Annotated in this window: 26 protein-coding genes; 8 read left to right on the top strand and 18 right to left on the bottom strand. The window is 69.1% G+C overall.

Annotated features, from left to right (window positions below):
* Positions 1-10 precede the first annotated feature (10 nt).
* From ureC to R9Z33_RS23365, 4 genes are read right to left on the bottom strand one after another with little or no spacing between them, the layout of a single operon-like run.
* Entirely contained in the window at positions 11-1720 is a 1710-nt protein-coding gene (gene ureC / locus R9Z33_RS23380; protein ID WP_318648987.1) for an urease subunit alpha, read from the bottom strand.
* A complete protein-coding gene (locus R9Z33_RS23375) occupies positions 1721-2026 on the bottom strand; it encodes an urease subunit beta (RefSeq protein WP_318648986.1) in 306 nt (101 codons plus the stop codon). It lies immediately after the preceding gene.
* Positions 2027-2035: 9 nt separating this feature from the next.
* Positions 2036-2338, bottom strand: coding sequence for an urease subunit gamma (locus R9Z33_RS23370; RefSeq protein WP_318648985.1), 303 nt, complete (start codon positions 2336-2338; stop codon positions 2036-2038).
* A 24-nt stretch (positions 2339-2362) separates the two neighbouring features.
* Positions 2363-3154: an urease accessory protein UreD gene (locus tag R9Z33_RS23365; RefSeq protein WP_318648984.1), complete on the bottom strand. Its 792-nt coding sequence runs from the start codon at positions 3152-3154 to the stop codon at positions 2363-2365.
* Positions 3155-3203: 49 nt separating this feature from the next.
* Between R9Z33_RS23365 and R9Z33_RS23360 the strand changes: the two genes are divergently transcribed.
* Positions 3204-4040, top strand: coding sequence for an NHL repeat-containing protein (locus R9Z33_RS23360; protein WP_318648983.1), 837 nt, complete (start codon positions 3204-3206; stop codon positions 4038-4040).
* Positions 4041-4175: 135 nt separating this feature from the next.
* Here the strand turns inward: R9Z33_RS23360 and R9Z33_RS23355 are convergent, their stop codons facing one another.
* Positions 4176-4409 (bottom strand): hypothetical protein, encoded by a 234-nt coding sequence (locus tag R9Z33_RS23355; RefSeq protein ID WP_318648982.1) that lies wholly within the window; start codon positions 4407-4409, stop codon positions 4176-4178.
* A 163-nt stretch (positions 4410-4572) separates the two neighbouring features.
* Between R9Z33_RS23355 and R9Z33_RS23350 the strand changes: the two genes are divergently transcribed.
* The gene (locus tag R9Z33_RS23350; RefSeq protein WP_318648981.1) at positions 4573-5568 is read left to right on the top strand and encodes an aspartate-semialdehyde dehydrogenase; all 996 of its coding nucleotides are present in this window, start codon (positions 4573-4575) and stop codon (positions 5566-5568) included.
* A gap of 95 nt (positions 5569-5663) precedes the next feature.
* Here the strand turns inward: R9Z33_RS23350 and R9Z33_RS23345 are convergent, their stop codons facing one another.
* Positions 5664-6164 carry an MAPEG family protein gene (locus R9Z33_RS23345; protein ID WP_318648980.1) on the bottom strand — a complete coding sequence of 167 codons (501 nt, stop codon included), beginning with the start codon at positions 6162-6164 and terminating at the stop codon, positions 5664-5666.
* A gap of 218 nt (positions 6165-6382) precedes the next feature.
* Between R9Z33_RS23345 and R9Z33_RS23340 the strand changes: the two genes are divergently transcribed.
* Positions 6383-6901 (top strand): transposase, encoded by a 519-nt coding sequence (locus tag R9Z33_RS23340; RefSeq protein WP_318648979.1) that lies wholly within the window; start codon positions 6383-6385, stop codon positions 6899-6901.
* A 26-nt stretch (positions 6902-6927) separates the two neighbouring features.
* Here the strand turns inward: R9Z33_RS23340 and R9Z33_RS23335 are convergent, their stop codons facing one another.
* Both R9Z33_RS23335 and trxB read right to left on the bottom strand, forming a co-directional pair.
* Positions 6928-7821, bottom strand: a complete 894-nt coding sequence (locus R9Z33_RS23335; protein ID WP_318648978.1) for a LysR family transcriptional regulator — start codon at positions 7819-7821, stop codon at positions 6928-6930.
* Entirely contained in the window at positions 7821-8792 is a 972-nt protein-coding gene (trxB, locus tag R9Z33_RS23330; protein ID WP_318648977.1) for a thioredoxin-disulfide reductase, read from the bottom strand. The genes R9Z33_RS23335 and trxB overlap by 1 nt, the downstream gene beginning before the upstream one ends.
* Positions 8793-8923: 131 nt before the next feature.
* Between trxB and R9Z33_RS23325 the strand changes: the two genes are divergently transcribed.
* From R9Z33_RS23325 to R9Z33_RS23310, 4 genes are all read left to right on the top strand, one after another.
* Positions 8924-9418 (top strand): Lrp/AsnC family transcriptional regulator, encoded by a 495-nt coding sequence (locus R9Z33_RS23325; protein WP_318648976.1) that lies wholly within the window; start codon positions 8924-8926, stop codon positions 9416-9418.
* A 98-nt stretch (positions 9419-9516) separates the two neighbouring features.
* Complete coding sequence (locus tag R9Z33_RS23320; protein ID WP_318648975.1) at positions 9517-10509, top strand: TRAP transporter substrate-binding protein; 993 nt, start codon at positions 9517-9519, stop codon at positions 10507-10509.
* A gap of 4 nt (positions 10510-10513) precedes the next feature.
* Complete coding sequence (locus R9Z33_RS23315; RefSeq protein WP_318648974.1) at positions 10514-11017, top strand: TRAP transporter small permease; 504 nt, start codon at positions 10514-10516, stop codon at positions 11015-11017.
* A complete protein-coding gene (locus R9Z33_RS23310; protein WP_318648973.1) occupies positions 11017-12336 on the top strand; it encodes a TRAP transporter large permease in 1320 nt (439 codons plus the stop codon). Before R9Z33_RS23315 ends, R9Z33_RS23310 begins: the two co-directional genes overlap by 1 nt.
* A gap of 62 nt (positions 12337-12398) precedes the next feature.
* On the opposite strand, the gene R9Z33_RS23305 is transcribed toward R9Z33_RS23310, so the two are convergent.
* From R9Z33_RS23305 to carA, 10 genes are all read right to left on the bottom strand, one after another.
* Entirely contained in the window at positions 12399-13601 is a 1203-nt protein-coding gene (locus tag R9Z33_RS23305) for a threonine ammonia-lyase (RefSeq protein WP_318648972.1), read from the bottom strand.
* Between the two features lie 4 nt (positions 13602-13605).
* Positions 13606-14079: a transcription elongation factor GreA gene (gene greA, locus R9Z33_RS23300; RefSeq protein ID WP_318648971.1), complete on the bottom strand. Its 474-nt coding sequence runs from the start codon at positions 14077-14079 to the stop codon at positions 13606-13608.
* 114 nt (positions 14080-14193) lie between these two features.
* A complete protein-coding gene (gene carB / locus R9Z33_RS23295) occupies positions 14194-17439 on the bottom strand; it encodes a carbamoyl-phosphate synthase large subunit (RefSeq protein ID WP_318648970.1) in 3246 nt (1081 codons plus the stop codon).
* Between the two features lie 66 nt (positions 17440-17505).
* Positions 17506-17763 carry a hypothetical protein gene (locus R9Z33_RS23290; protein ID WP_318648969.1) on the bottom strand — a complete coding sequence of 86 codons (258 nt, stop codon included), beginning with the start codon at positions 17761-17763 and terminating at the stop codon, positions 17506-17508.
* A complete protein-coding gene (locus R9Z33_RS23285) occupies positions 17763-18032 on the bottom strand; it encodes a hypothetical protein (protein WP_318648968.1) in 270 nt (89 codons plus the stop codon). Before R9Z33_RS23285 ends, R9Z33_RS23290 begins: the two co-directional genes overlap by 1 nt.
* Positions 18029-18292 carry a hypothetical protein gene (locus R9Z33_RS23280; RefSeq protein WP_318648967.1) on the bottom strand — a complete coding sequence of 88 codons (264 nt, stop codon included), beginning with the start codon at positions 18290-18292 and terminating at the stop codon, positions 18029-18031. Before R9Z33_RS23280 ends, R9Z33_RS23285 begins: the two co-directional genes overlap by 4 nt.
* Positions 18292-18939, bottom strand: a complete 648-nt coding sequence (locus R9Z33_RS23275) for a LysE family translocator (RefSeq protein WP_318648966.1) — start codon at positions 18937-18939, stop codon at positions 18292-18294. The genes R9Z33_RS23280 and R9Z33_RS23275 overlap by 1 nt, the downstream gene beginning before the upstream one ends.
* Positions 18939-19313 carry a hypothetical protein gene (locus R9Z33_RS23270; protein WP_318648965.1) on the bottom strand — a complete coding sequence of 125 codons (375 nt, stop codon included), beginning with the start codon at positions 19311-19313 and terminating at the stop codon, positions 18939-18941. The genes R9Z33_RS23275 and R9Z33_RS23270 overlap by 1 nt, the downstream gene beginning before the upstream one ends.
* Before the next feature lie 4 nt (positions 19314-19317).
* Complete coding sequence (locus tag R9Z33_RS23265; RefSeq protein WP_318648964.1) at positions 19318-20076, bottom strand: SDR family NAD(P)-dependent oxidoreductase; 759 nt, start codon at positions 20074-20076, stop codon at positions 19318-19320.
* Between the two features lie 33 nt (positions 20077-20109).
* Positions 20110-21468, bottom strand: coding sequence for a glutamine-hydrolyzing carbamoyl-phosphate synthase small subunit (gene carA, locus R9Z33_RS23260; protein WP_318648963.1), 1359 nt, complete (start codon positions 21466-21468; stop codon positions 20110-20112).
* A 94-nt stretch (positions 21469-21562) separates the two neighbouring features.
* On the opposite strand from carA, the gene R9Z33_RS23255 reads away from it, so the two are divergent.
* A complete protein-coding gene (locus R9Z33_RS23255) occupies positions 21563-22015 on the top strand; it encodes a GatB/YqeY domain-containing protein (RefSeq protein WP_318648962.1) in 453 nt (150 codons plus the stop codon).
* Positions 22016-22076: the final 61 nt, after the last annotated feature.

Here is a 22076-nt window from a genome sequence, read left to right as displayed (position 1 = left end):
GGCTGGGCCCTCAGAACAGGAAATAGCGCTGCGCCATGGGCAGCACCTGCGCGGGCTCGCCGATCAGCAATTCGCCATCGGCCCGCACCTCGTAGGTCTCGGCGTCGATCTCCATCACCGGCGTCGCGTCGTTCAGCACCATGCTCTTCTTCGAGATGCCGCCGCGCGTGTTGCTCACCGCCAGCAACGGGCGCGTCATGCCGAGGGACTTGTCGAGCCCGGCATCGAGGGCCGCGGCCGAGGTGAAGGTCACGCTGGTGAATTGCGGGGCGCGGCCGAGGGCGCCGAACATGGGGCGGTAATGCACCGGCTGCGGCGTGGGGATGGAGCCGTTGGGGTCGCCCATCAGCGCCGTGGCGATCATGCCGCATTTCAGCACCATCTCCGGCTTCACACCGAAGAAGGCCGGGCTCCACAGCACGAGGTCCGCGAGCTTGCCCACCTCGATGCTGCCCACATAGGCCGAGATGCCCTGCGCGATGGCGGGGTTGATCGTGTACTTCGCGATGTAGCGCCGCGCGCGGAGATTGTCGTTCTCGCCGGTCTCGCCCGGCAGGCGGCCGCGCTGGACCTTCATCTTGTGCGCGGTCTGCCAGGTGCGGATGATCACCTCGCCGACACGGCCCATGGCCTGGCTGTCGGACGACATCATGCTGATGGCGCCGAGGTCGTGCAGGATGTCCTCGGCCGCGATGGTCTCGCGCCGGATGCGGGATTCCGCGAAGGCCACGTCCTCGGCGATGCGCGGATCGAGGTGATGGCAGACCATGAGCATGTCGAGATGCTCGTCCACCGTGTTCACCGTATAGGGCATGGTGGGGTTGGTGCTGCTGGGCAGCACGTTCTTCTCGCCCAGCAGCTTGAGGATGTCCGGCGCATGGCCGCCGCCCGCGCCCTCGACGTGGAAGGCGTGGATGGTCCGGCCCTCGAAGGCGGCGATGGTGTCGGCGACGAAGCCGCCCTCGTTCAGCGTGTCCGAGTGGATCGCCACCTGCACGTCGTAGCGGTCGGCCACGGCGAGGCAGTTGCGGATGGCGGCCGGCGTGCTGCCCCAATCCTCATGCAGCTTCATCCCCGCCGCGCCGGCGCGGATCATTTCCTCCAGCCCCTCGGGCCGGGCCGCGTTGCCCTTGCCGAGGAAGCCGACATTCATGGGCAGGCCCTCGGTCGCCTGGATCATGCGGGCCAGGTGCCAGGGACCGGGCGTGCAGGTGGTGGCGAGCGTGCCATGCGCGGGGCCGGTGCCGCCGCCGAACATGGTGGTGACGCCAGCCGTCAGCGCCTCCTCGACCTGCTGCGGGCAGATGAAGTGGATATGCGTGTCGATGCCGCCGGCGGTGAGGATCTTGCCCTCGCCCGCGATGATCTCGGTGCCCGGGCCGATCACGATGTCCACGCCGGGCTGCGTGTCGGGATTGCCGGCCTTGCCGATGGCATGGATGCGACCATCGCGCAGGGCGACATCGGCCTTCACCACGCCCCAATGGTCGAGGATCAGCGCATTGGTGATGACGGTGTCGGCCGCGCCCTGCGCGCGCGTGGCCTGGGATTGCCCCATGCCGTCGCGGATCACCTTGCCGCCGCCGAACTTCACCTCCTCGCCATAGGTGGTGAGGTCGCGCTCCACCTCGATGAAGAGCTCGGTGTCGGCGAGGCGCACGCGGTCGCCCACGGTCGGGCCATACATGCCGGCATAGGCGTGGCGCGAGAGCTTTGCCATCTACAGCTTCCCTTCCACATCGCCGCGGAAGCCATGCACCACGCGCCCGCCGCGCAACGGCACGAGGCGCACCATGCGCGATTGCCCCGGCTCGAACCGCACCGCCGTGCCGGCCGCGATGTCGAGCCGCTGCCCGCGTGCGGCCGCCCGGTCGAAGGTCAGCGACGGGTTGGTCTCGGAGAAGTGGTAATGGCTGCCGACCTGGATCGGCCGGTCGCCCGTGTTGGCCACCTCGATCTCGGTCACGGGCTGGCCGGCGTTCAGCTCGATCTCGCCCTCGGGGCAGAGGATTTCACCTGGGATCATGGCGGTCCTCTAACGGATCGGGTTGTGGACGGTGACGAGCTTGGTGCCGTCGGGGAAGGTGGCTTCCACCTGGATGTCGTGGATCATCTCGGCCACCCCTTCCATCACCTGGGCGCGGGTGATGACCTCGCCGCCCGCGGCCATGAGCTCGGCGACGGAGCGGCCGTCCCGCGCGCCCTCGACGACGAAATCGGTGATCAGCGCGATGGCCTCGGGGTGGTTGAGCTTGACGCCGCGCTCCAGCCTGCGGCGCGCCACCTGGGCGGCCATGGCGATGAGCAGCTTGTCTTTTTCGCGGGGGGTCAGTTGCATAAAACCATCATGGAACAGGATGCCTCAGCACGTCCACAGTCTTGGAAGGACGGGCGGCAGGCCGAGTGCCGCCGCGCGCAAGGCGGGGATGGCCGCCGCCATCGCCCCGCGCACCGCCCCCGCCGTGCCAAGGAAGCGCAGCAGCAGGAGCCCCGGCCGCACCAGTGAGGCCGCGCCCGCCGTCAGTTCTCGCGCCAATTCGCGATGCGCGGCGGCGTCCTCGGCCATCAGCAGGATCATGCCGAGGGAATCCGCGCCATCCAGGCCGAAGGGCGCATCGCGCTGCGTGGCGTCCAGGCGCATGGCGTCGGCCCAGACCAGCCGCTCGCCCTGGTGCAGGCGCCAGCGGTCGTGCAGGGCGCCCTGCCGCCACACCTCGCCGCGCGCGATGCGGCCCAGCACCAATGCCTCCGCTACCAGCAGCGTGCCGCCCGGCGCCACCCGCGCCTCCATGCCGCGCGTGAGCCGCGCGCCGTCGAAGAGGATCGCCTCCTGCGGCAGGAATTCCAGCACGGCCCCCTCCGCCACCTCGATCCGCGTGGCGATGCGGGACGTGTCGCCCAGGCTGCGATAGACCTTTTCGGCCGCGGGGGTCGTGACCTGGGCGCGCGCCCCCGCCTGGAGCGTGATGCCGGCGGTGATGGAATCGCCCCCCGCCAGCCCGCCGGCCACATTCACGAAAGCGGCCTCCAGCGCCGCCCCCGGCTCCGGCGTCGGGAAGAGGATGCGCAGCGGCGAGGCCTGGGCAAGGCGGGCAAGGCCATGCGCCGCCACTTCCAGCGATGCGGCGCCGATGGCGCGTTGATGTCGAATCATGCGGCAGGAAGCTTGGCCGCCAAGCCGCTCGCGTGGCAAGCTTTCCGGCATGGAACTCTTCGTGACGCTCGGCGCGCAGCGCTATCGCATCCAACGCCCCTGGGGCGCCGTGCCGGATGGCGCGGGGCGTGTCAGCGACGTGGCGGTGGACGCGCAGGGGCGCATCTACGTGCTGCTCCGCGCCGACCCCTATGTGGACCCGGCAATCCCCACCGTCATCGTGCTCGACCCCGATGGCCGGCGGCTGGATGCCTGGGGCGAATCGGTCGCCGATGGCCACATGCTCTGCGTCGCGCCGGATGGCAGCGTGCATGTCGTGGATCGCGACGCGCATGAGATCATCCGCTTCGATGCGGAGGGCGAACGGCTCGGCGCGCTGGGCTCGCGGCACGGGCCGGGCGCGCCCTTCAACAGCCCCTGCGACATCTGCTTCGCGCCCGACGGCACGGCCTTCGTGGGCGATGGCTATGCCGCCTCGCGCATCCACCGCTTCCGCCCCGATGGCACGCCCGAGGGCGGCTGGGGCGAGCCCGGGCGCGGCCCTGGCCAATTCTGCACGCCGCACGCCGTCTGGATGAACGGCTTCGGCGAGGTGGCGGTGGCGGATCGCGACAACAGCCGCGTGCAGATCTTCACCGCCCAGGGCGAATTCCTGCGCGAGATCACCGACGTGCACAAACCCATGGATATCGGCGCGGATGCCGAGGGGAACTGGTGGGTGACGGACCAGGTGCCGCGCCTCTCGGTCTTCTCGCGCAACGGTGCCCTGGTGGGCCGCGCGCGGGCGGTGCTGAACGGCGCGCATGGCATCGCACTGCACCCGGATGGCAGCGTGCTGCTGGCCGAGATCAACCCCTCGCGCCTCACCCGCCTGCAGCCGGCCTGAGCGCGCCCGCTGCCGCGCGGATGGACCGGGCTTCCGCCGCGCCACGCCATCCCCTCGACCACGCTGCGGTCACTTCGCATGGCCCAGGCTTGGCCCAGCGGCTGAGTCTGCGTTTCGGCGATGCCGCCGCAGCCTTTAGCCGATGGCGGTGAGTCCGGGCTGGGATGACTTCCGCGGCCGGCGGCCGAGCGACCAATTGGGCGCGAGGCGCACCTCGGGGTTGGGGATGGACCAGCAGGCGCCGTCGGCATCCAGGAAGACCACCCAGAGCAGGTGGGATTCCGGCCCGTAATCCATCACGAAATGCGCGAGGCCGGGCCCGTGCGGCGTGGTCATCGGCAGAGGCGGGTTGAGCTGTCTGAGGGTCATCGCGCGTGGTCCAGGCCCTGGCCGCTTCGGGATGATGCGGAGATGCCGGGAACGTCGCGGGGTGCCGGCGGTTGCGCGGCGCTCACCTGCCTTGCGCCAGGGGCGGTTTCCGTGCGCCCGGGCCTGGGCTACACAGCGCCGGTTTCATCAGGAGAAATGTGTGATGCGTGTGGGCGTGATCGGTGCCACGGGCGCGGTCGGCAAGGAACTGGTGGCGGTGCTCGCCAAGCGGCACTTCCCCGTGACGGAGCTTCGCCTCTTCGCCTCCACGCGTTCGGCCGGCACCAAGCAGAGCACGCCCTGGGGCGACGTCGCGATCGAGGCCTATAGCCCGGACGGCGCCCGCAACCTCGACCTCGCGCTGCTGGCCGTCTCGGGCGATTTCGCCAAGGCACATGCGCGCGCGCTGGCCGCGCAGGGCGTGGCCGTGGTGGACAATTCCTCCGCGCTGCGGCTGGAGGACGACGTGCCGCTGGTGGTGCCCGAGGTCAACGAGGCCGCCATCGGCAGCCATCGCCTGATCGCCAACCCGAACTGCACGACGGCCATCCTCGTCGTGGCCCTCGAGCCGCTGCGCCAGGCCTTCGGGCTGAAGCGCGTCATTGTCTCGACCTACCAGGCGGCCTCGGGCGCGGGCGCGGAAGGCATGGCCGAGCTGGAGCGTGAAACCCGCCGCGTCCTGGTGGATGGCCAGCCCGCGCAGAACGAGGTCTTCGCCCACCCGCTGGCCTTCAACGTCATCCCGCAGATCGACAGCTTCCAGCCCAATGGCTACACGCGCGAGGAGATGAAGGTGGCCTGGGAGAGCCGGAAGATCATGGGCATGCCCGATCTCCTGATCTCCTGCACCGCCGTCCGCATCCCGACCTATCGCGTGCATGCGGAAGCCGTGACGATCGAGACGGAACGCCCCGTGACGCCGGAAGCGGCGCGCGAGGTTCTCTCCCGCGCCAAGGGCGTGCGGGTGGTGGATGAGCCGGCCGCCCAGCGCTACCCCATGCCGATCACGGCCACCGGCCAGGACGACGTGGAAGCGGGCCGCATCCGCGCCAACCCGGTGTTTGGCGACCGCGGGCTCGACTTCTTCCTCTGCGGCGACCAGCTGCTGAAGGGTGCCGCGCTGAACGCGGTGCAGATCGCGGAGAAGCTGCGGAAGTAAGAGACCGAGGGGGAGGTCCAGGGCGCTGCCCTGGACCCGCCCTGGGGCTCTTGATTTCCCGGACCCCGGCTCTGTGATGGGCCTGTGCCGCCGGCTCAGGCGGCCAGGCGAAGGATCCGGGCACCGACCGCGATCACGGCGAGAAGAACCGTCGGGTAGAAGGTGAGGGCGAAGCCAAGGGCCCTTGATGCGGCCCCGCCCGCGTAGCCGGCATAGAACAGCGCGCGGCCGGTCAGGAACATCGCGGCGGCCGCCGGTACAAGGCCGAGCAGGTGGCCCGGCAACAGCAACGCGCCCAGGAGATAGACCGGCAGGGCGAGCGCCGATTGCTCCAGCGTGTTCTGCAGCAGCGCCTGGAGCAGCCTGGCCCGCATGCTTCCCTCGGTCAGCGCGCTGCCGTTGATGTCCTCGGGCGTGAAGAAGCGGTGCTTCGCCAGCCGGGCAATGCAGAAGAGCAGGGTGGCCGCCGGCGCCAGGAGGCACGCGGCCAGCACCTCCAGGCGGGATTCGAGCGATGAACCGAAGCCGGACGAGGCCCCTCCCAGGATGGCCGCCAGGCTGAAGACGGCCACCGCCGCCAGCAGGGCCGAAGCCATGCCCATGGCCACCCCGCGCTGATCCGGCGTGAGTGGCGGACGCCCAGCGACCCTGCCCGGCTTCATGTGATGACGCGCCCTTCCGATGCCCCCGCGCGCAGGGGCGGTTGCCCGATCACGGCAGAGGTGATGGCAAGGGGTGCCTGGGGGCAAGCCCCTCGGCCGCCCGAGGTCTTTTTTCCTGGCGCATGTTCTGCATTTGTTCCTATAACGACAGAATGCGGCCCCTCCTCACCGACGCCGAATACGCCCTCCTCGCCCCGATGATCCCCGCTGGGGGCCGGCCCTGCCGGGACCGGCGCCGGATGCTGGACGGCATTTTCCATGTGGTGATGACGCGCTGCATCTGGTCCGAGATGCCGGCCCGCTTCGGCAAGTGGGACACGGCGCACCGGCAGTTGCGGCGCTGGATGAAGGCGGGCGTGCTGGACCGCTGGCTCTTCGCCGCGACCAACCCCGAATTCGACAGCCTGAGGGAGCGGCTTTGCCGCGCCTGGCGCCGGGTGGCACGGCGGGCGAGCCTGCATCAGCTGCTGGTGGTGAAGGAGTTGGGCCTGCGCTCGGCCCTGCCTTGCGCGCCCTGCTTCCTGCCGGACCTGGCTTTGTCCGAAAGCATCGAAAAGCTGGTGGCGAAGGCGCTGGAGGATCTCGGCTCCATCCCGCGCGGCCTGCTCAAGGCCTGTGGCGGGCTGCTGAAACTGGCCGGCGGTGACATGCGGCAGTGGCGGACCCGATGAACCGGCCCCGCCACCCCCTGGAAACCTCAGCTGCTGGCGCCCGCCAGCTCCGCCACGAGGAAATCGCGGAAGACGGAGACGCGCTTCGAGGCGCGCATCTCCTCCGGATAGACGAAATAGGCGTTGATCTTGGGCGCCTTCAGCTCGGGCAGCACGGTCAGCAGGCCCTCCAGCTCTGGGCCCATGTAGTCCGGCATGGCGGCGAGGCCCATGCCCGACTGCACGGCGCGCAGCATGCCGGTCAGGCTGTTCACCTCCAGCGTGCCGCGCCGCGCCTGGCCCGGCTTGCGGCCGATCTCGGCCAGCCAGTTGATGTCCTCCACCGGCGGCCGGTAGTCGCCCCAGACGATCAGCTTGTGCGCGTCCAGATCCTCCGGGCGCTGCGGGATGCCGTGGCGCTTCAGGTAGTCCGGGCTGCCCACGATGCGCCAGCCGAAGCTCGCCACATGGCGCTGGATCAGGTCCGGCTGGCGGGGCGGGTGCATGCGGATGGCGACATCCGCCTCGCGCATCGCGAGGTCGAGATCGGCATCGTCCAGGATCACGGAGACGTTGATCTCCGGATACATCTCCAGGAAGCGGTGCAGGCGGGGTGCGAGCCAGGAGCCGCCGAAGCCCGTGGTGGTGGTGATCTTCAGCCGCCCGGCCGGGCGTTCGCGGCCCTCGGTCAGCAGCGCCTCGGTCATGGCGAGCTTGGCGAAGACCTCGCGCACGGTGCGGTTCAGCGTCTCCCCCGACTCCGTGAGGATCAGGCCGCGCGCATGGCGGTGGAAGAGCGGCACGGAGAGGGCGTCCTCCAGCGCCTGGATCTGGCGCGAGACGGCCGATTGGCTCAGCGCCAGCGTCTCGCCCGCATGGGTGAAGGAGCCGGCTTCGGCCACGGCGTGGAAGACGCGCAGCTTGTCCCAGTCGAGCGGCATCACGCAGCGGCCTTGTCATGTGCCGCTTCGTGAGCGGCGAGGAATTTCTCGGCGTCGAGCGCCGCCATGCAGCCGGTGCCGGCGGCGGTCACGGCCTGGCGATAGACCTTGTCCGCCACGTCGCCCGCCGCGAAGACGCCCTCCACGCTTGTGCGGGTGCCGCCTGGTGTCACCATCAGATAGCCTCCTTCATCCATGGCGAGCTGGCCGCGGAAGAGGCTCGTCGCCGGGTCATGGCCGATCGCCACGAAGATGCCGTCCACCGGGAGTTCGCGCCGCTCGCCGGTGCGGGCGTGGCGGAGTGCCAGGCCGCGGGCGACGGGGCGGGCGCCCTCCGTGCCCAGCATCTCCTCGGTCACCATGTCCCACAGGATGGTGACGTTCTCCTTGGCGAAGAGGCGCTGCTGCAGGATGCGCTCGGCGCGCAGGCTGTCGCGGCGGTGGATGAGGGTGACGTGGCGCGCGAGGTTGGCGAGGTAGAGCGCTTCCTCCACCGCCGAATTGCCGCCGCCGATGACGGCCACGTCCTTGCCGCGGAAGAAGAAGCCGTCGCAGGTCGCGCAGGCCGAGACGCCGAAGCCCGAGAGCGCCTGCTCGCCGGGGATGCCGAGCCAGCGCGCCTGGGCGCCGGTGGCGATGATGATGGATTCGGCCAGGTAGACCTCGCCGCTGTCGCATTCCGCGCGGAAGGGGCGGCGGGAGAGGTCCACGCTGGTGACGAGGTCGTATTTCAGCTCGGTGCCGACATGTTCGGCCTGGGCGCGCATCTGCTCCATCAGCCAGGGGCCCTGCACGGCCTCGGCGAAGCCCGGGTAGTTCTCGACCTCGGTCGTGATGGTGAGCTGGCCGCCCGGCTGCATGCCGGCGACCAGCACGGGCTTGAGGCCGGCGCGGGCCGCATAGATCGCGGCGGTATAGCCGGCCGGGCCGGCGCCGATGATCAGGAGGCGGGTGGGGGTGGTGGCGGGCACGGGCGATTCCGGAGCTTGTCGTGTGGGACACGCGGGGGGATGGCGTGCGTGGGACGCATATCTGCCCATCTTGGCATGCGGAACAAGAGAGTGGGTTGCACTTCGCTGCATCCGCAAGGATATTGCGCCGCATGGCACCCCGTAGCAACGAAACAACGCCCGCCAGCATGGCCGAACTCGATGCCATTGACCTGCGGATCCTGGCCGAACTCCAGTCCGACGGGCGGATCACCAATGTGGAGCTGGCGAGCCGGGTCGGCCTCTCCGCGCCGCCCTGCCTGCGCCGCGTGCGCCGGCTGGAGGAGGCGGGCGTGCTGCGCGGCTATCACGCCGATGTGGAGCCGACGGCCCTCGGATTCGAGGTCACCTTCTTCGCCGTCGTCGGGCTGGAGAGCCAGAAGCAGGCGGTGCTCGATGCCTTCGAGGCGGAGGTCATCGGCTGGCCGGAGGTGCGCGAATGCCACATGATCCGGGGCGGCGGCGATTTCCTGCTGCGACTCGTGGCACGGGACACGGCGCACGAGAACGCGCTGACCGCGCGGCTGACCGGCGCGCAGAACGTTCACAAGGTGCAGACGCTGCAGACCATCCGGACCGCGAAGAACGTGGTGGGCGTGCCCTTCTAGGCCCTTTAGGCTCTTCCCCTCGGAGCTTCCCCGGGCATAGGCTTCCCCTCGCGAGCGGGCAAACCGCCGTGAGACGGAACCACAGGGAGGATCCGCATATGCATCGCAGAACGCTTCTGGGCGGCGCTGCCGCCTGCCTGCTCGCCGCGCCCACCGTCGTGCGGGCGCAAGCGCCCATCACGCTGAACGGCGCCGTGCAGTTCAATGACGATCACGTCTTCAACCGCACGCTCCTGCGCTTCGAGGAGCTGGTGAAGCAATACGCCGGCCGGCCGGTGAACTTCGTCCTGCACCGCAACAGCAGCCTCGGCCTCGAGAAGCAGTATTTCGAATACATGTCGGCCGGGCGCGCGGTGGATTACGGCATCGTCTCGCCCGCGCACATGTCCACCTTCAGCCGGGCCGCGCCCTTCATCGACGCGCCCTTCCTCTTCCGTGACCTGGCGCATTGGAACCAGGTCATGGACCAGGACCTGCTGGCCCCCGTGGCCCAGGAAGTCGAGCGGCGCGCGCGCGTCATGCTCATCGGCTATGCCGGGGGCGGCGTCCGCAACATCTTCGCGAACAAGCCGGTCTCGAACATGGCGGAGATGCGTGGCCTGCGCGTGCGCGTGCAGGGTGCGCCGATCTGGAACCGCACCTTCCAGGCGGCCGGCATGGCGCCGCAGGTCATCGCCTATAACGAGGTCTACAACGCCATCCAGAACAACGTGCTCGAGGCGGGCGAGAACGAGGCCGCGGGCGTGCTGGCCATGCGCTTCTTCGAGGTGGCGCCCAACCTCGCCATGACGCAGCACGCGATCACGGTGCGCCCCATCTGCTTCTCGGCGCAGACCTTCGCGCGCCTGCCGCGCGAGGTGCAGGAGGCGGTGCGCCGCGCCGGGCGCGAGGCCGGCGTCTTCGGCCGCCAGACGGAGAGCACGGAGGACGGGCAGACCCTGGCCCGGCTGGAAGGCGAGGGGCGCCTCCGCCGCATCCCCTTCACCGACCGCGCGGCCATGCTGGCGGCCGTGGCCCCGGTGATGGCGACCTATGCGCGGGAGATCGAGGCGGAGAACATCTTCGCCCGCATCAACGCGCTGAACAGCTGAGCCGATGGCGCACCACCAGCCGCGCGGCGCCTTCCGCCGCGCCACCTTCCTCTACAGCCGCTTCCTCGATGTGCTGGTGGTGCTCACCGTCGTCATCCTCATCATCCCGGTGACGCTGCAGATCTTCGCGCGCTTCACCGAGTTGATCCCGCGCTACATCTGGACGGAGGAGGCGGCGCGCTTCCTCCTGGTCTGGATGATCATGATCGGCGCGATGATCGGCGTGCGGGAAGGGAGCCACTTCATCGTGGACCTCTTCCCCTCGGCCACCGGCAAGTTCAAGGCGGCGCTGGATCTCGTCGCCAATGTCTTCATGCTGATCTTCGGCGCCGTCTTCCTCTGGTACGGCATCGAGTTCACGGAGTTCGCCTGGTTCCGCATCAGCGAGCTGGCGGAGCTGCCGCTCTGGACCATCCACATCGCCTGGCCGATCGCCGGCTTCTCGTGGCTGCTCTTCACCGGCGAGCACATGTGGGACAGCATCCAGGTGCTGCGGGGGCGCGGCTGATGGGGGCCAGCACGCTGTCCTCCACGCAGGCCGCGTGGATCCTCTTCGGTGGCTTCTTCGGGATGCTGGCGCTGCGCGTGCCTGTCGCCGTCGCCATCGGCCTCGCCTGCCTGCCCATCCTGCTGATCGAGGACCGGCTATGGCCGATGCTCCTGCTGCAGGAGACCTTCAACGCCTACAACAGCTTCATCCTGCTGGCCGTGCCCTTCTTCCTGCTGACGGCGAACCTGATGAACATCGGCGGCATCACGGACCGCCTGGTGCGCTTCTCCCGCGCGCTGGTGGGGCATTTCCCGGGCGGCCTCGCGCAGGTGAACGTGGTGCTGTCCATCTTCTTCGCGGGCATCTCCGGCAGCTCCACGGCGGATGCGGCGAGCCAGGCGAAGCTCTTCATCGAGGCGCAGCGCAAGGAGGGCTATGACGACAGCTTCTCCGTCGCCATCACCGCCGTCTCGGCCGTGCTCGCGGTCATCATCCCGCCTTCTATCCTGATGATCGTCTGGGGTGGCGTGCTGACCGTCTCGATCGGCGCGCTCTTCCTGGCCGGCGTGCTGCCGGGGCTGCTGATCGGCCTCGCGCAGATGGGCACGGTGCATGCCTATGCGAAGATGCGCGGCTATCCGACCTATCCGCGCTCGACGCTGAACGAGGTCTTCGCCTCCTTCCTCGTCTCCATCCCGGCGCTGCTGACGCCCTTCATCATCATCGGCGGCAAGATCTTCGGCTGGTTCACCGCGACGGAGAGCGCCTGCATCGCGGTGCTCTATGCGGGCTTCCTCTCCATCATCGTCTATCGCGAGATGAATCTGCGGGGACTTTGGAACGCCTTCAGCGAGACGGGCAAGCTCTCGGCGGTCGCGCTCTTCTGCGTGGGCACGGCGAGCGCCTTCGGCTGGCTGCTGGCCTTCTACAAGATCCCCGAGGGCCTGATGGCGGGAGTCGGCGCCTGGCAGCTGGGGCCGGCGATGACGGGCTTCTTCATCGCCGGTGTCTTCCTGGTGGTGGGCTGCTTCCTGGATGCGATCCCGGCCATCATCATCGTCGGCGCCATCCTCCAGCCCATCGCCGAGGCCGCCGGGCTGCACCCGGTGCATTTCGCGATGATCGGCATCGTCTCGCTCGCCTTCGGGCTGGTGACGCCGCCCTACGGCCTGTGCCTGCTCATCACCTGCGCGGTGGCGGAGATGCGGGTGATCGACGCGCTGAAGGATGTGACCATCATGCTGCTGCCCATGCTGGGCGTGCTGGCGCTGTTGATCCTCTGGCCGGACATGGCGCTGCTCCTGCCGCGCCTGATCGAACCGGATTTCCTGAAGTGAGGTTCTCCGGGGCGGGCCGCAGGCCTGGCCCCGGATGTCCGAAACGGCCTGGCAGGCGCGCTTTAGCCGCGCCGCACCACGTAGTCGCCGGCTTCGAGCGCGGCCACGATGGCATCGGCCTGCGCCCGGTCGCGCACCTCGATCATGAGTTCCAGCTCCGCCGTCTGCACGCTGGGTGCGGCGAAGAGGCGCTGGTGGCTCACCTCGATCACATTGCCGCCGGCATCGGCCACGCGCGTCGCGATGTCGGCCAGCACGCCCGGGCGGTCGGGGATGTCGAGGTGCAGGCGCAGCAGCCGGCCATCGCGCAGCAGGTTCCGCAGCAGCACGTTGGAGAGGATGCGCGGGTCAATATTGCCGCCGCAGACGACGGTGCCGACATGCTTCCCCGCGAAGCGCTCGGGATAGGTGAGCAGTGCGGCGATGCCGGCCGCGCCCGCTCCCTCGGAGACGACCTTGGCGCCCTCGGCCAGCAGCGCGATGCCCTGCTCCACCGCGCGCTCGGGCACGACCAGGATCTCGACGCCGAGGCGCTTCAGCATCTCCAGCGGCAATTCGCCCACGTCGCGCACGGCGATGCCCTCGGCGATGGTGGGGCCGCCCACCTGCACGGGCTGGCCGGCAAGGCGCTGGCGCATGGCCTGGTAGCCCTCCACCTCCACGCCGTAGACCGGCATGCCAGGGCGCAGCGCATGAGCGGCCACGGCGCAGCCGGTGACGAGGCCGCCGCCGCCGGTCGGGAAGATCAGCGCGTCGAGGTCGGGCGCGTCCTCCAGCATCTCCAGCGCCATCGTGCCCTGGCCGGCGATCACGCCGGGGTCGTCATAGGGGTGGATGAAGGTCAGGCCCTCGGCGCGGGCCAGCTGGTGGGCATGGGCCGCGGCCTCGGCCAGGTTCTCGCCATGCAGCACCACGCGCGCGCCGAAACCCTCGGTGCGCAGCACCTTGTTGGAGGGGGTGAAGCGCGGCATCACGATGGTGGAGGCGATGCCCAGCAGCGTGGAATGGCGCGCCACCGCCTGGGCATGATTCCCGGCCGACATGGCGATGACGCCGGCCGCACGCTCGCGCTCGGACAGCAGGGCGAGGCGGTTGGCCGCGCCGCGCTCCTTGAAGGCGCCGGTCGCCTGCAGGTTGTCGAGTTTGAGCGAGACGCGCGCACCGCAGGCATGGGAGACGGCGGGGTTCTCGATGCTGGGCGTGCGCAGCACGCGGCCATGGATGCGCGCCGCGGCCGCGCGCAGATCCGCCAGGGAGAGCTGCATGGCGCTAGTTGAAGGCGACCGCGGTGATCTCGACGGCGCGGGCGCCGCCCGGGGTCGGAACCTCCACGCTGTCACCCACCTTCTTGCCCATCAGCGCCTTGGCGAGCGGCGAGGAGAGCGAGATCGAGCCCGTCTTCATGTCGGCCTCATACTGGCCGACGATGCGATAGGTCGTCTCCTTCTCGGTCTCCTCGTCGATGATGGTGACCCGCGCGCCGAAGCGCACCTGGCTGCCCGTCATCTTGCTCACGTCGATCACCTCGACCGAGGGGATGATCGCCTCGAGCTCGGCGAGGCGGCCTTCGATGAAGGACTGGCGCTCGCGCGCCGCATGATACTCGGCGTTTTCCGAGAGGTCGCCATGCGCGCGCGCCTCCGCGATCGCCACGATGATCGCGGGGCGTTCAACGGACTTCAGTTGCTTCAGTTCCTCTTCCAGCTTGGCCAGCCCCTCGGCGGTCATCGGGAACTTCTGCACGGCAGTTTCTTCCTTCGCGGCGGTCCCTCTTGCCGGCTGGCTCTTGCTTGGCACGCCGGCGTGAGAGGGGGAGAGAAGGGGGCGGGAGCGCCCCCCACCTCCATGAGTCGGACTTCAGAACGACGTGATAGAGTAGGATTGCAGGGGCGCTACATCAAGGGTTCCCGCCCGCAACGCGGCGATCGCCCCCGCCGCGGCCCTCGCACCGGCGATGGTCGTGTAGTGCGGAACGCCCTGCGTCAGCGCCGAACGACGAATGTCGAAGCTGTCGGACACGCTGCGCCCGCCGCCCGAGGTGTTGATCACGAGCTGGATCTCCCCGGACTTGATCGCATCCACGCAATGCGGGCGGCCTTCCAGCACCTTGTTCACCAGCGTCACCTCGATTCCGGCTTCGCGCAAACGTGCCGCGGTGCCGCGGGTTGCCATCACGCGGAAGCCCATCTCGGCAAGGCGCCGCGCGATGCCGACGGCGGCCGCCTTGTCCCCCTCGCGCACCGAGATGAAGGCGGTGCCGCCTTCCGGCAGCTTCACGCCCGCACCCATCTGCGACTTCAGGAAGGCGCGCTCGAAGCTGGTGTCGAGGCCCATCACCTCGCCGGTGGACTTCATCTCGGGGCCGAGCAGCACGTCCACGCCGGGGAAGCGGTTGAAGGGGAAAACCGCCTCCTTCACCGCCACATGCTTGGCCACCGCGTCGTCATCCAGGTTGAACTCGGCGAGCTTGGCGCCGGCCATCACGCGCGCGCCGATCTTGGCGACGGCGACACCCGTGGCCTTGGCCACGAAGGGCACGGTGCGGCTGGCGCGGGGGTTCACCTCCAGCACGTAGATCTCGCCATCCTTCACCGCATATTGCACGTTCATCAGCCCGCGCACCTTGAGCGCGCGCGCCATGGCCTGGGTCTGCGCCTTCAGCTCGGTGATGATGGCGGGCGGCAGCGAATAGGGCGGGAGCGAGCAGGCGCTGTCACCCGAATGGATGCCCGCCTCCTCGATGTGCTCCATCACGCCGGCCACATAGACCACGCCGTCCGCGTCGGCGATGCAGTCCACATCCACCTCGATGGCATCGGCCAGGTACTGGTCGATGAGGATGGGATTCTCGCCCGAGACGCGCACCGCCTCGGCGCCGAAGCGGCGCAGCTGCTCGGCATTGTAGGCGATCTCCATCGCGCGGCCGCCCAGCACATAGGAGGGGCGGACAACGACGGGATAGCCGATGCGCTCGGCCTCGACCTCGGCCTCCTCCAGGTTGCGGGCGATGCCGTTCTGCGGCTGCTGCAGCCCGAGGCCCTTCAGCATCTGCTGGAAGCGCTCGCGATCCTCGGCGATGTCGATGGCTTCGGCCGAGGTGCCGAGGATGGGGATGCCCGCCTTGTCCAGCGCCTGGCTGAGCTTGAGCGGCGTCTGCCCGCCATATTGCACGATGCAGCCGAGCAGCGTGCCCGCCTCCTGCTCGCGGCGGATCAGGGCGATCACGTCCTCGGGCGTCAGCGGCTCGAAATAGAGGCGGTCGGCCGTCTCGGGGTCGGTGGAGACGGTCTCGGGATTGCAGTTGACCATGATGGTCTCGATGCCCGCTTCCTTCAGCGCGTAGCAGGCATGGACGCAGCAATAGTCGAACTCGATGCCCTGGCCGATGCGGTTCGGCCCGCCACCCAGGATGACCACCTTGTTGCGCGCCGTGGGGCGGGACTCGCAGACGGGCGTTCCGAAGCCACCCTCATAGGTGGAATACATGTAGGGCGTATCGGCCGCGAATTCGGCGGCGCAGGTGTCGATGCGCTTGTAGACCGGCAGCACGCCGAGCTTCTCGCGCGCCGCGGTCACGGCGGTCTCGGCCTGGCCGGTCAGCTTGGCCAGCTGCTTGTCGGAGAAGCCGAGCGCCTTGAGGCCGCGCATGCCGTGCGCGCTGGTCGGCAGGCCCTTGGCCTTCACCGCGCGCTCGGCATCCACGATGCGCGCGATCTCGCGGATGAACCAGGGGTCGAACTTGCAGGCGGCGTGGATCTCCTCGACCGGCACGCCCGCGCGCAGCGCCTGCGCCACGGTCAGCACGCGATCCGGGCGGGGGATGGCGAGCGAGGCATGGAAGGCCTCGCGCGAGCCATCGCCCGGCGGCGCCTGCTCATCGAGGCCGGAAAGCCCCGTCTCCAGGCTGCGCAGGCCCTTCTGCAGGGCTTCCGCGAAGGAGCGGCCGATCGCCATCGCCTCGCCGACGGACTTCATGCTGGTGGTCAGCGTGGCCGGCGTGCCGGGGAATTTCTCGAAGGTGAAGCGGGGGATCTTCACCACCACATAGTCGATGGTCGGCTCGAAGCTGGCCGGCGTCACCATGGTGATGTCGTTCTTCAGCTCATCCAGCGTGTAGCCGACGGCGAGCTTGGCCGCGATCTTGGCGATGGGGAAACCCGTGGCCTTGGAAGCGAGCGCGGAGGAGCGGCTGACGCGCGGATTCATCTCGATGACCACCATGCGGCCATCCTTCGGGTTGATGCCGAACTGCACGTTGGAGCCGCCGGTGTCCACGCCGATCTCGCGCAGGCAGGCGATGCTCGCATCGCGCATGCGCTGGTATTCCTTGTCGGTCAGCGTCAGCGCCGGAGCGATGGTCACGCTGTCGCCCGTGTGCACGCCCATCGCGTCCAGGTTCTCGATGGAGCAGACGATGATGCAGTTGTCCGCGCGGTCACGGACGACTTCCATCTCGTATTCCTTCCAGCCGAGCACGCTTTCCTCGACCAGCACCTCGCTCGTCATCGAGGCGGCGAGGCCGGCGGAGACGATCTGCTCGAACTCCTCGCGGTTGTAGGCGATGCCGCCGCCCGTGCCGCCCAGCGTGAAGCTCGGGCGGATGACGCAGGGCAGGCCCACTTCCGCGAGGCCGGCCCAGGCCTCGTCCATCGTGTGGGCGATGGCGCTCTTGGGGCTTTCGATGCCGATCTTGCTCATCGCATCACGGAACTTCTGGCGGTCCTCCGCCTTGTCGATCACCTCGGCCTTGGCGCCGATCAGCTCGCAGCCATACTTCTTGAGCACGCCGGCGGCATCGAGCTTCAGCGCCGTGTTCAGCGCGGTCTGCCCGCCCATGGTGGGCAGCAGCGCATCCGGGCGCTCCTTCGCGATGATCTTCTCGACGATCTCGGGGGTGATCGGCTCGACATAGGTCGCATCCGCCAGGCCCGGATCGGTCATGATCGTGGCCGGGTTGGAGTTCACCAGGATGACGCGATAGCCCTCAGCCCGCAGCGCCTTGCAGGCCTGGGCGCCGGAATAGTCGAACTCGCAGGCCTGGCCGATGACGATGGGGCCGGCGCCGATGATGAGGATCGAGGAGATGTCTGTGCGCTTGGGCATGGGGGACCTCAGGAGAAGGGGAGTTCCGGGGCGCTGGCCGCCGGGGAATGTGCAGTCGCTGTGTGTTCAGTCTGGGGCGCCGCGCCGGCGCCAGAGCAGGATGAGGGGCGTGATGACGTGGCCCGGCACCCAGAAGACGTACCAGGTGGTGTGCCAGGCGGCCGGGATCAGAAAGGTGAGCAACCCGTGCAGCAGGATCAGCGAGCCCGCCGCCGCCAGGATCGGGATCACGCCGGGGCGGCCCTTGGAGAGGCGGTTGGCGAGCAGCGTGACGACGAGGCCGGAATAGACGAGGCCCTGCACGATGATGAGGATCTGTTCCATCAGCCTTGCACTCCCTTGGATTCACGCCAGGCGGAATACAGCAGCGCCGGCAGCAGGATCAGGTGCGGTACGCCCCAGAAGGCCAGCGCGGTGATGACGTGCTCGGGCTCGAGGAAGAACATGGTCACGCCATGCACGGTGGCCGAGATGGCGAAGGCGGTGAGTGCCGCGCGCATCGGCGGGAACATCTTCTTCAGCGCATGCGCCAGCCAGAAGAGCACGCCGCCGGAATAGCCCAGCGCGAAGAGGGCGAAGACGAACCCGTTCATCGGCCGAACACCTTCTTGCGATACCAGATCAGCCCGCCCGCGATGGCGTGCGAGAGCGCCACGAGGCCGACCACATAGAGCGCGCCCGTGCCGGGAAAGACGAGGTAGAGCAGCACGCCCATCAGCAGCATGGAGAGGCCGAGCGCCTGCTCCAGCCGCGGCAGCATGCGCCCGAAGGCGGTGGTGGCGATGATGGCGACGAGCGTGCAGCCCGCCAGCAGCATCAGCACGACGAGGAGCGTAACGAGGAATTCCACCATCAGCCGCGTGCCCCCGAGAAACCCTCGCCAAAGGCCAGCTTGGCCGCGATCAGCGCCAGCGCCGCGCCGAGCACGTAGCGCTGCACGGCGAGCCAGCCGGGCCGTGTGCCGAGGAAGCGCGCCGTGCCGGCGGCCCCCCAGACCAGGATGCCGTCGAAGACGATGGCGATGATGATCTGCACCGCGCCCAGGATCACGCCCTGCACGAAGAGGTTGCCCAGCGCCGGGTCGAGGAAGGGCGGCAGCACCGCCACATAGAACAGCGCGACCTTGGGGTTCAGCGCTGCGGTGGCGAAGCCGACCGCGAAGAGCCGCGCATCCGGTTCGGGCGGCAGGCTGCGCGGCGCGAAGAGGGGCGTCGCGCCTGGCCGCACGCATTGCCAGGCGAGCCAGGCGAGGTAGATCGCGCCGCCGATGCGCAGCGCATCCCAGGCATAGGGAATGGCAAACAGCGCCGCCGTGATGCCCGCCGCCGCGCAAAGCATGATGAGGAGCGAGCCCGTCTGGCAGCCGGCCAGCGAGACCATGCCCGCCCGCGTTCCCTGCGCCAGGGAACGGCTGATGAGGTAGAGCATGTTCGGCCCGGGCGTCAGCACCAGGCCGAGCGAGAGGGCAGCGAAGACAAGCAGGGTTTCGAGGGAGGGCATCAATCCTCCAGCAGCTTGCGCAGCATGTCTTCGGCGCTCTTCCGCGTGCCGGCGATGGCGCGCTCGAGCTCCTCGATCGCGCGCGGCGTCGGCACGATGCCGCGGCGGCGAATCTCGATGAGCTCCGCCGTCGTCAGCCGGTCCAGCGCCATTTCCAGCACGTTCATGCCGAATTGCTTGTTCTGGTCGCGCACGGGATGCGGCGAGAGGGCGCCGCGCAGCTTGTCCAGCGCCTCGCCGTCAATCGGCCAGATGTCGTCGCGCCAGAGGTGATAGGCGGCGAGCAGCAGGAATTGCTCCGTCTCCATGAGGGAGAGGGTGCGACGCGGCGCATAGACGGGCGCCTCGATCTGCATGAATTCCGGCAGCGGCACCGCGTCATCCCTGGATCGAATATCCGCCATCCACGGCGATGGAGGTGCCGGTGATGTAGGCCGCCGCATCGCTCGCATAGAAGGCCGCGATGCCCTCGAAATCCTCGGGCGTGCCCCAGCGGCCGGCGGGGGCGCGGGTGCGGACGTTCTGATCCAGCGCCGGCATGTCGCGCCGCGCGCCGCGGGTCAGCGCCGTGTCGATCCAGCCGGGCAGCACGCAATTGACCGTGATGCCGTCCTTCGCCCAGGCGGTGGCCAGCGTCTTCGTCAGCTGCACCACGGCGCCCTTCGAGGAGGAATAGGCCGCATGCAGCGGCATGCCGAAGATGGAGAGCATGGAACCGTTGTTGATGATGCGACCCACGCCGCCCGCCTTCAGGTGCGGATAGGCGGCCTGGGCCGCGAACATCGTGCTGGTCAGGTTGGTGTTCAGCACCGTGTGCCAATCGGCCAGCGAGGTCTCCTCGGGGCGCGAGCGGATGTTGGTGCCCGCATTGTTCACCAGGATGTCGAGCCGCCCGAAGGTCGAGACCGTCGCCGCCACCATCGCCTTGATGGAATCTGTGTTGGTCACGTCCACGCTCACCGCCTCGGCCTGGGCGCCCAGCGCGCGCAGTTCGGCGAGCGCGGCCTCGCTCTTGGCGGCGTCGCGGCCGGCCAGCATCACGCTGGCGCCGGCCTTGGCCAGGCCGCGGGCGAAGCCCAGCCCGATCCCGCCATTGCCGCCGGTGACGAGCGCCACGCGCCCCGTGAGATCGAACATGTCCGGTTTCTCCCTGTGTTCAGGCCACCTGGGTCAGGCCTTGGCCTGGGCCATCATCTCCACGAACCGATGGAACAGGTAGTGGCTATCCGACGGGCCGGGCGAGGCTTCCGGGTGATACTGCACCGAGAAGGCGCGCCTGGCGGGCGCCGCGATGCCCTCGTTCGTGCCGTCGAAGAGGCTGACATGCGTGACCACCACGCCCTCGGGCAGGGATTTGGGGTCCACCGCGAAGCCATGATTCTGGCTGGTGATCTCGACCTTCCCGGTCGCGAGGTCCTGCACCGGCTGGTTGGCGCCGCGATGGCCGCGATCGAGCTTGTAGGTCTTGGCGCCCAGGGCCAGCGCCAGCAGCTGGTGGCCGAGGCAGATGCCGAAGACCGGCACCTTCGCCGCCAGCACACCCTGGATGGCGGGCACGGCATAGGCGCCGGTCGCCGCCGGGTCGCCCGGGCCGTTGGAGAGGAAGACGCCATCCGGCTTCTCGCGCAGGATCTCTTCGGCCGTGGCCGTTGCGGGCAGCACCGTCACGTCGCAGCCGGCATCGGCCAGGCAGCGCAGGATGTTGCGCTTCGCGCCATAGTCCAGCGCCACCACGCGATGCGTGGGCGCCTTCTGCGCGCCGAAGCCCTTGCCCCAGGACCAGCAGGTCTCGTCCCAGTGATAGGCCTGGCGGGCCGTCACTTCCTTCGCGAGGTCCATGCCCTCCAGCCCCGGCCAAGCCTTGGCCTGGGCGAGCAGGGCCGGGATGTCGAAGCGGCCATCGGCCGGGAAGCTGATCACCCCATTGGGCGCGCCGCCATCACGGATGCGCGCCGTCAGCGCCCGCGTGTCGAGGCCGCTGATGCCCGGCACGCCATGCCGCTTCAGCCATTCGCGCAGGTGCAGCGTGGCGCGGTAATTGGCGGGCTCCGTCACGTCCTGCTTGACGATCAGGCCGCGGGCGACCGGCGTCGCCGCCTCCATGTCCTCGGGGTTGGTGCCAACGATGCCGATATGCGGGAAGGTGAAGTTGATGATCTGCCCGGCATAGGAGGGGTCGGTCAGCGTTTCCTGGTAGCCGGTGAGGCCGGTGTTGAAGCAAATCTCGGCTTCGTTCGTGCCATGCGCGCCGAAGCCCAGGCCCCAATGCACGCTGCCATCGTCCAGGACGAGGACGGCGGTGGCACCTTCGGGGACTTGATCGGGCATGGGCGTTTCCTGGGGCGTTGGGGCCGCGCTGGTGAGATCGGAGAGGGAGAGGCCGGTGGCCGCCAGCACCGCGGGCCAGTGCTTGGCCGGGATGGATTTGGCCTGCCGCCACTTGCGAATGGCCTCGGTGCCGACCTGGCATTGGGCGGCGGCGGCCTCGGCGCCCCCCATGAGGGCTAGGATGTCTTCCACGGAGCGCATGGGCTACACTATGTGGGAAATGACTTCCCAGGGCAAGGCGGGAGCCGGCGCACTGGGAAAAACACTCCCGACTTCCCGTGTAAGGATTGATCCCATGGACCTCCGTAGCCGTTTCACAGCCGAATTGAAAACCGCCATGCTCGCCAAGGATGCCGCGACCACCGGCACGCTGCGCATGATCACGGCCAAGCTGAAGGACATGGACATCGCCGCCCGCCCCGGCCCGCCGCTGGAGGAGCCGGCGATCATCGCCATGCTGCGCGGCATGGCGAAATCCCGCCGCGAATCCGTGGAGCTCTACCGCCAGGGCAACCGCGAGGAGCTGGCCGCGAAGGAGGAGGCCGAGATCAAGGTGATCGAAAGCTTCCTGCCCACCCAGATGGATGACGCGGCGCTGGCCGCCGCCGTCGCCGCCGCCGTGGCCGAAACCGGCGCCACCAGCATCAAGGAGATGGGCAAGGTCATGGCCGTGCTGAAGGCGAAGCATGCCGCGAGCCTGGACATGGCCAAGGCCGGGCCCGCCGTGAAGGCCGCTTTGGGAGGATAAGGGGCAACCCAGGGCTCCGCCCTGCACCCGCCGGGGCCCAAGGGGGAAAACCTTGGCCCCG

The organism is Sediminicoccus rosea (assembly GCF_033547095.1).
Classification (GTDB): Bacteria; Pseudomonadota; Alphaproteobacteria; order Acetobacterales; family Acetobacteraceae; genus Roseococcus; species Roseococcus rosea.
Note: the sequence above shows the minus strand (reverse complement) of the source record. Positions and strands in the feature narration are given on the sequence as shown.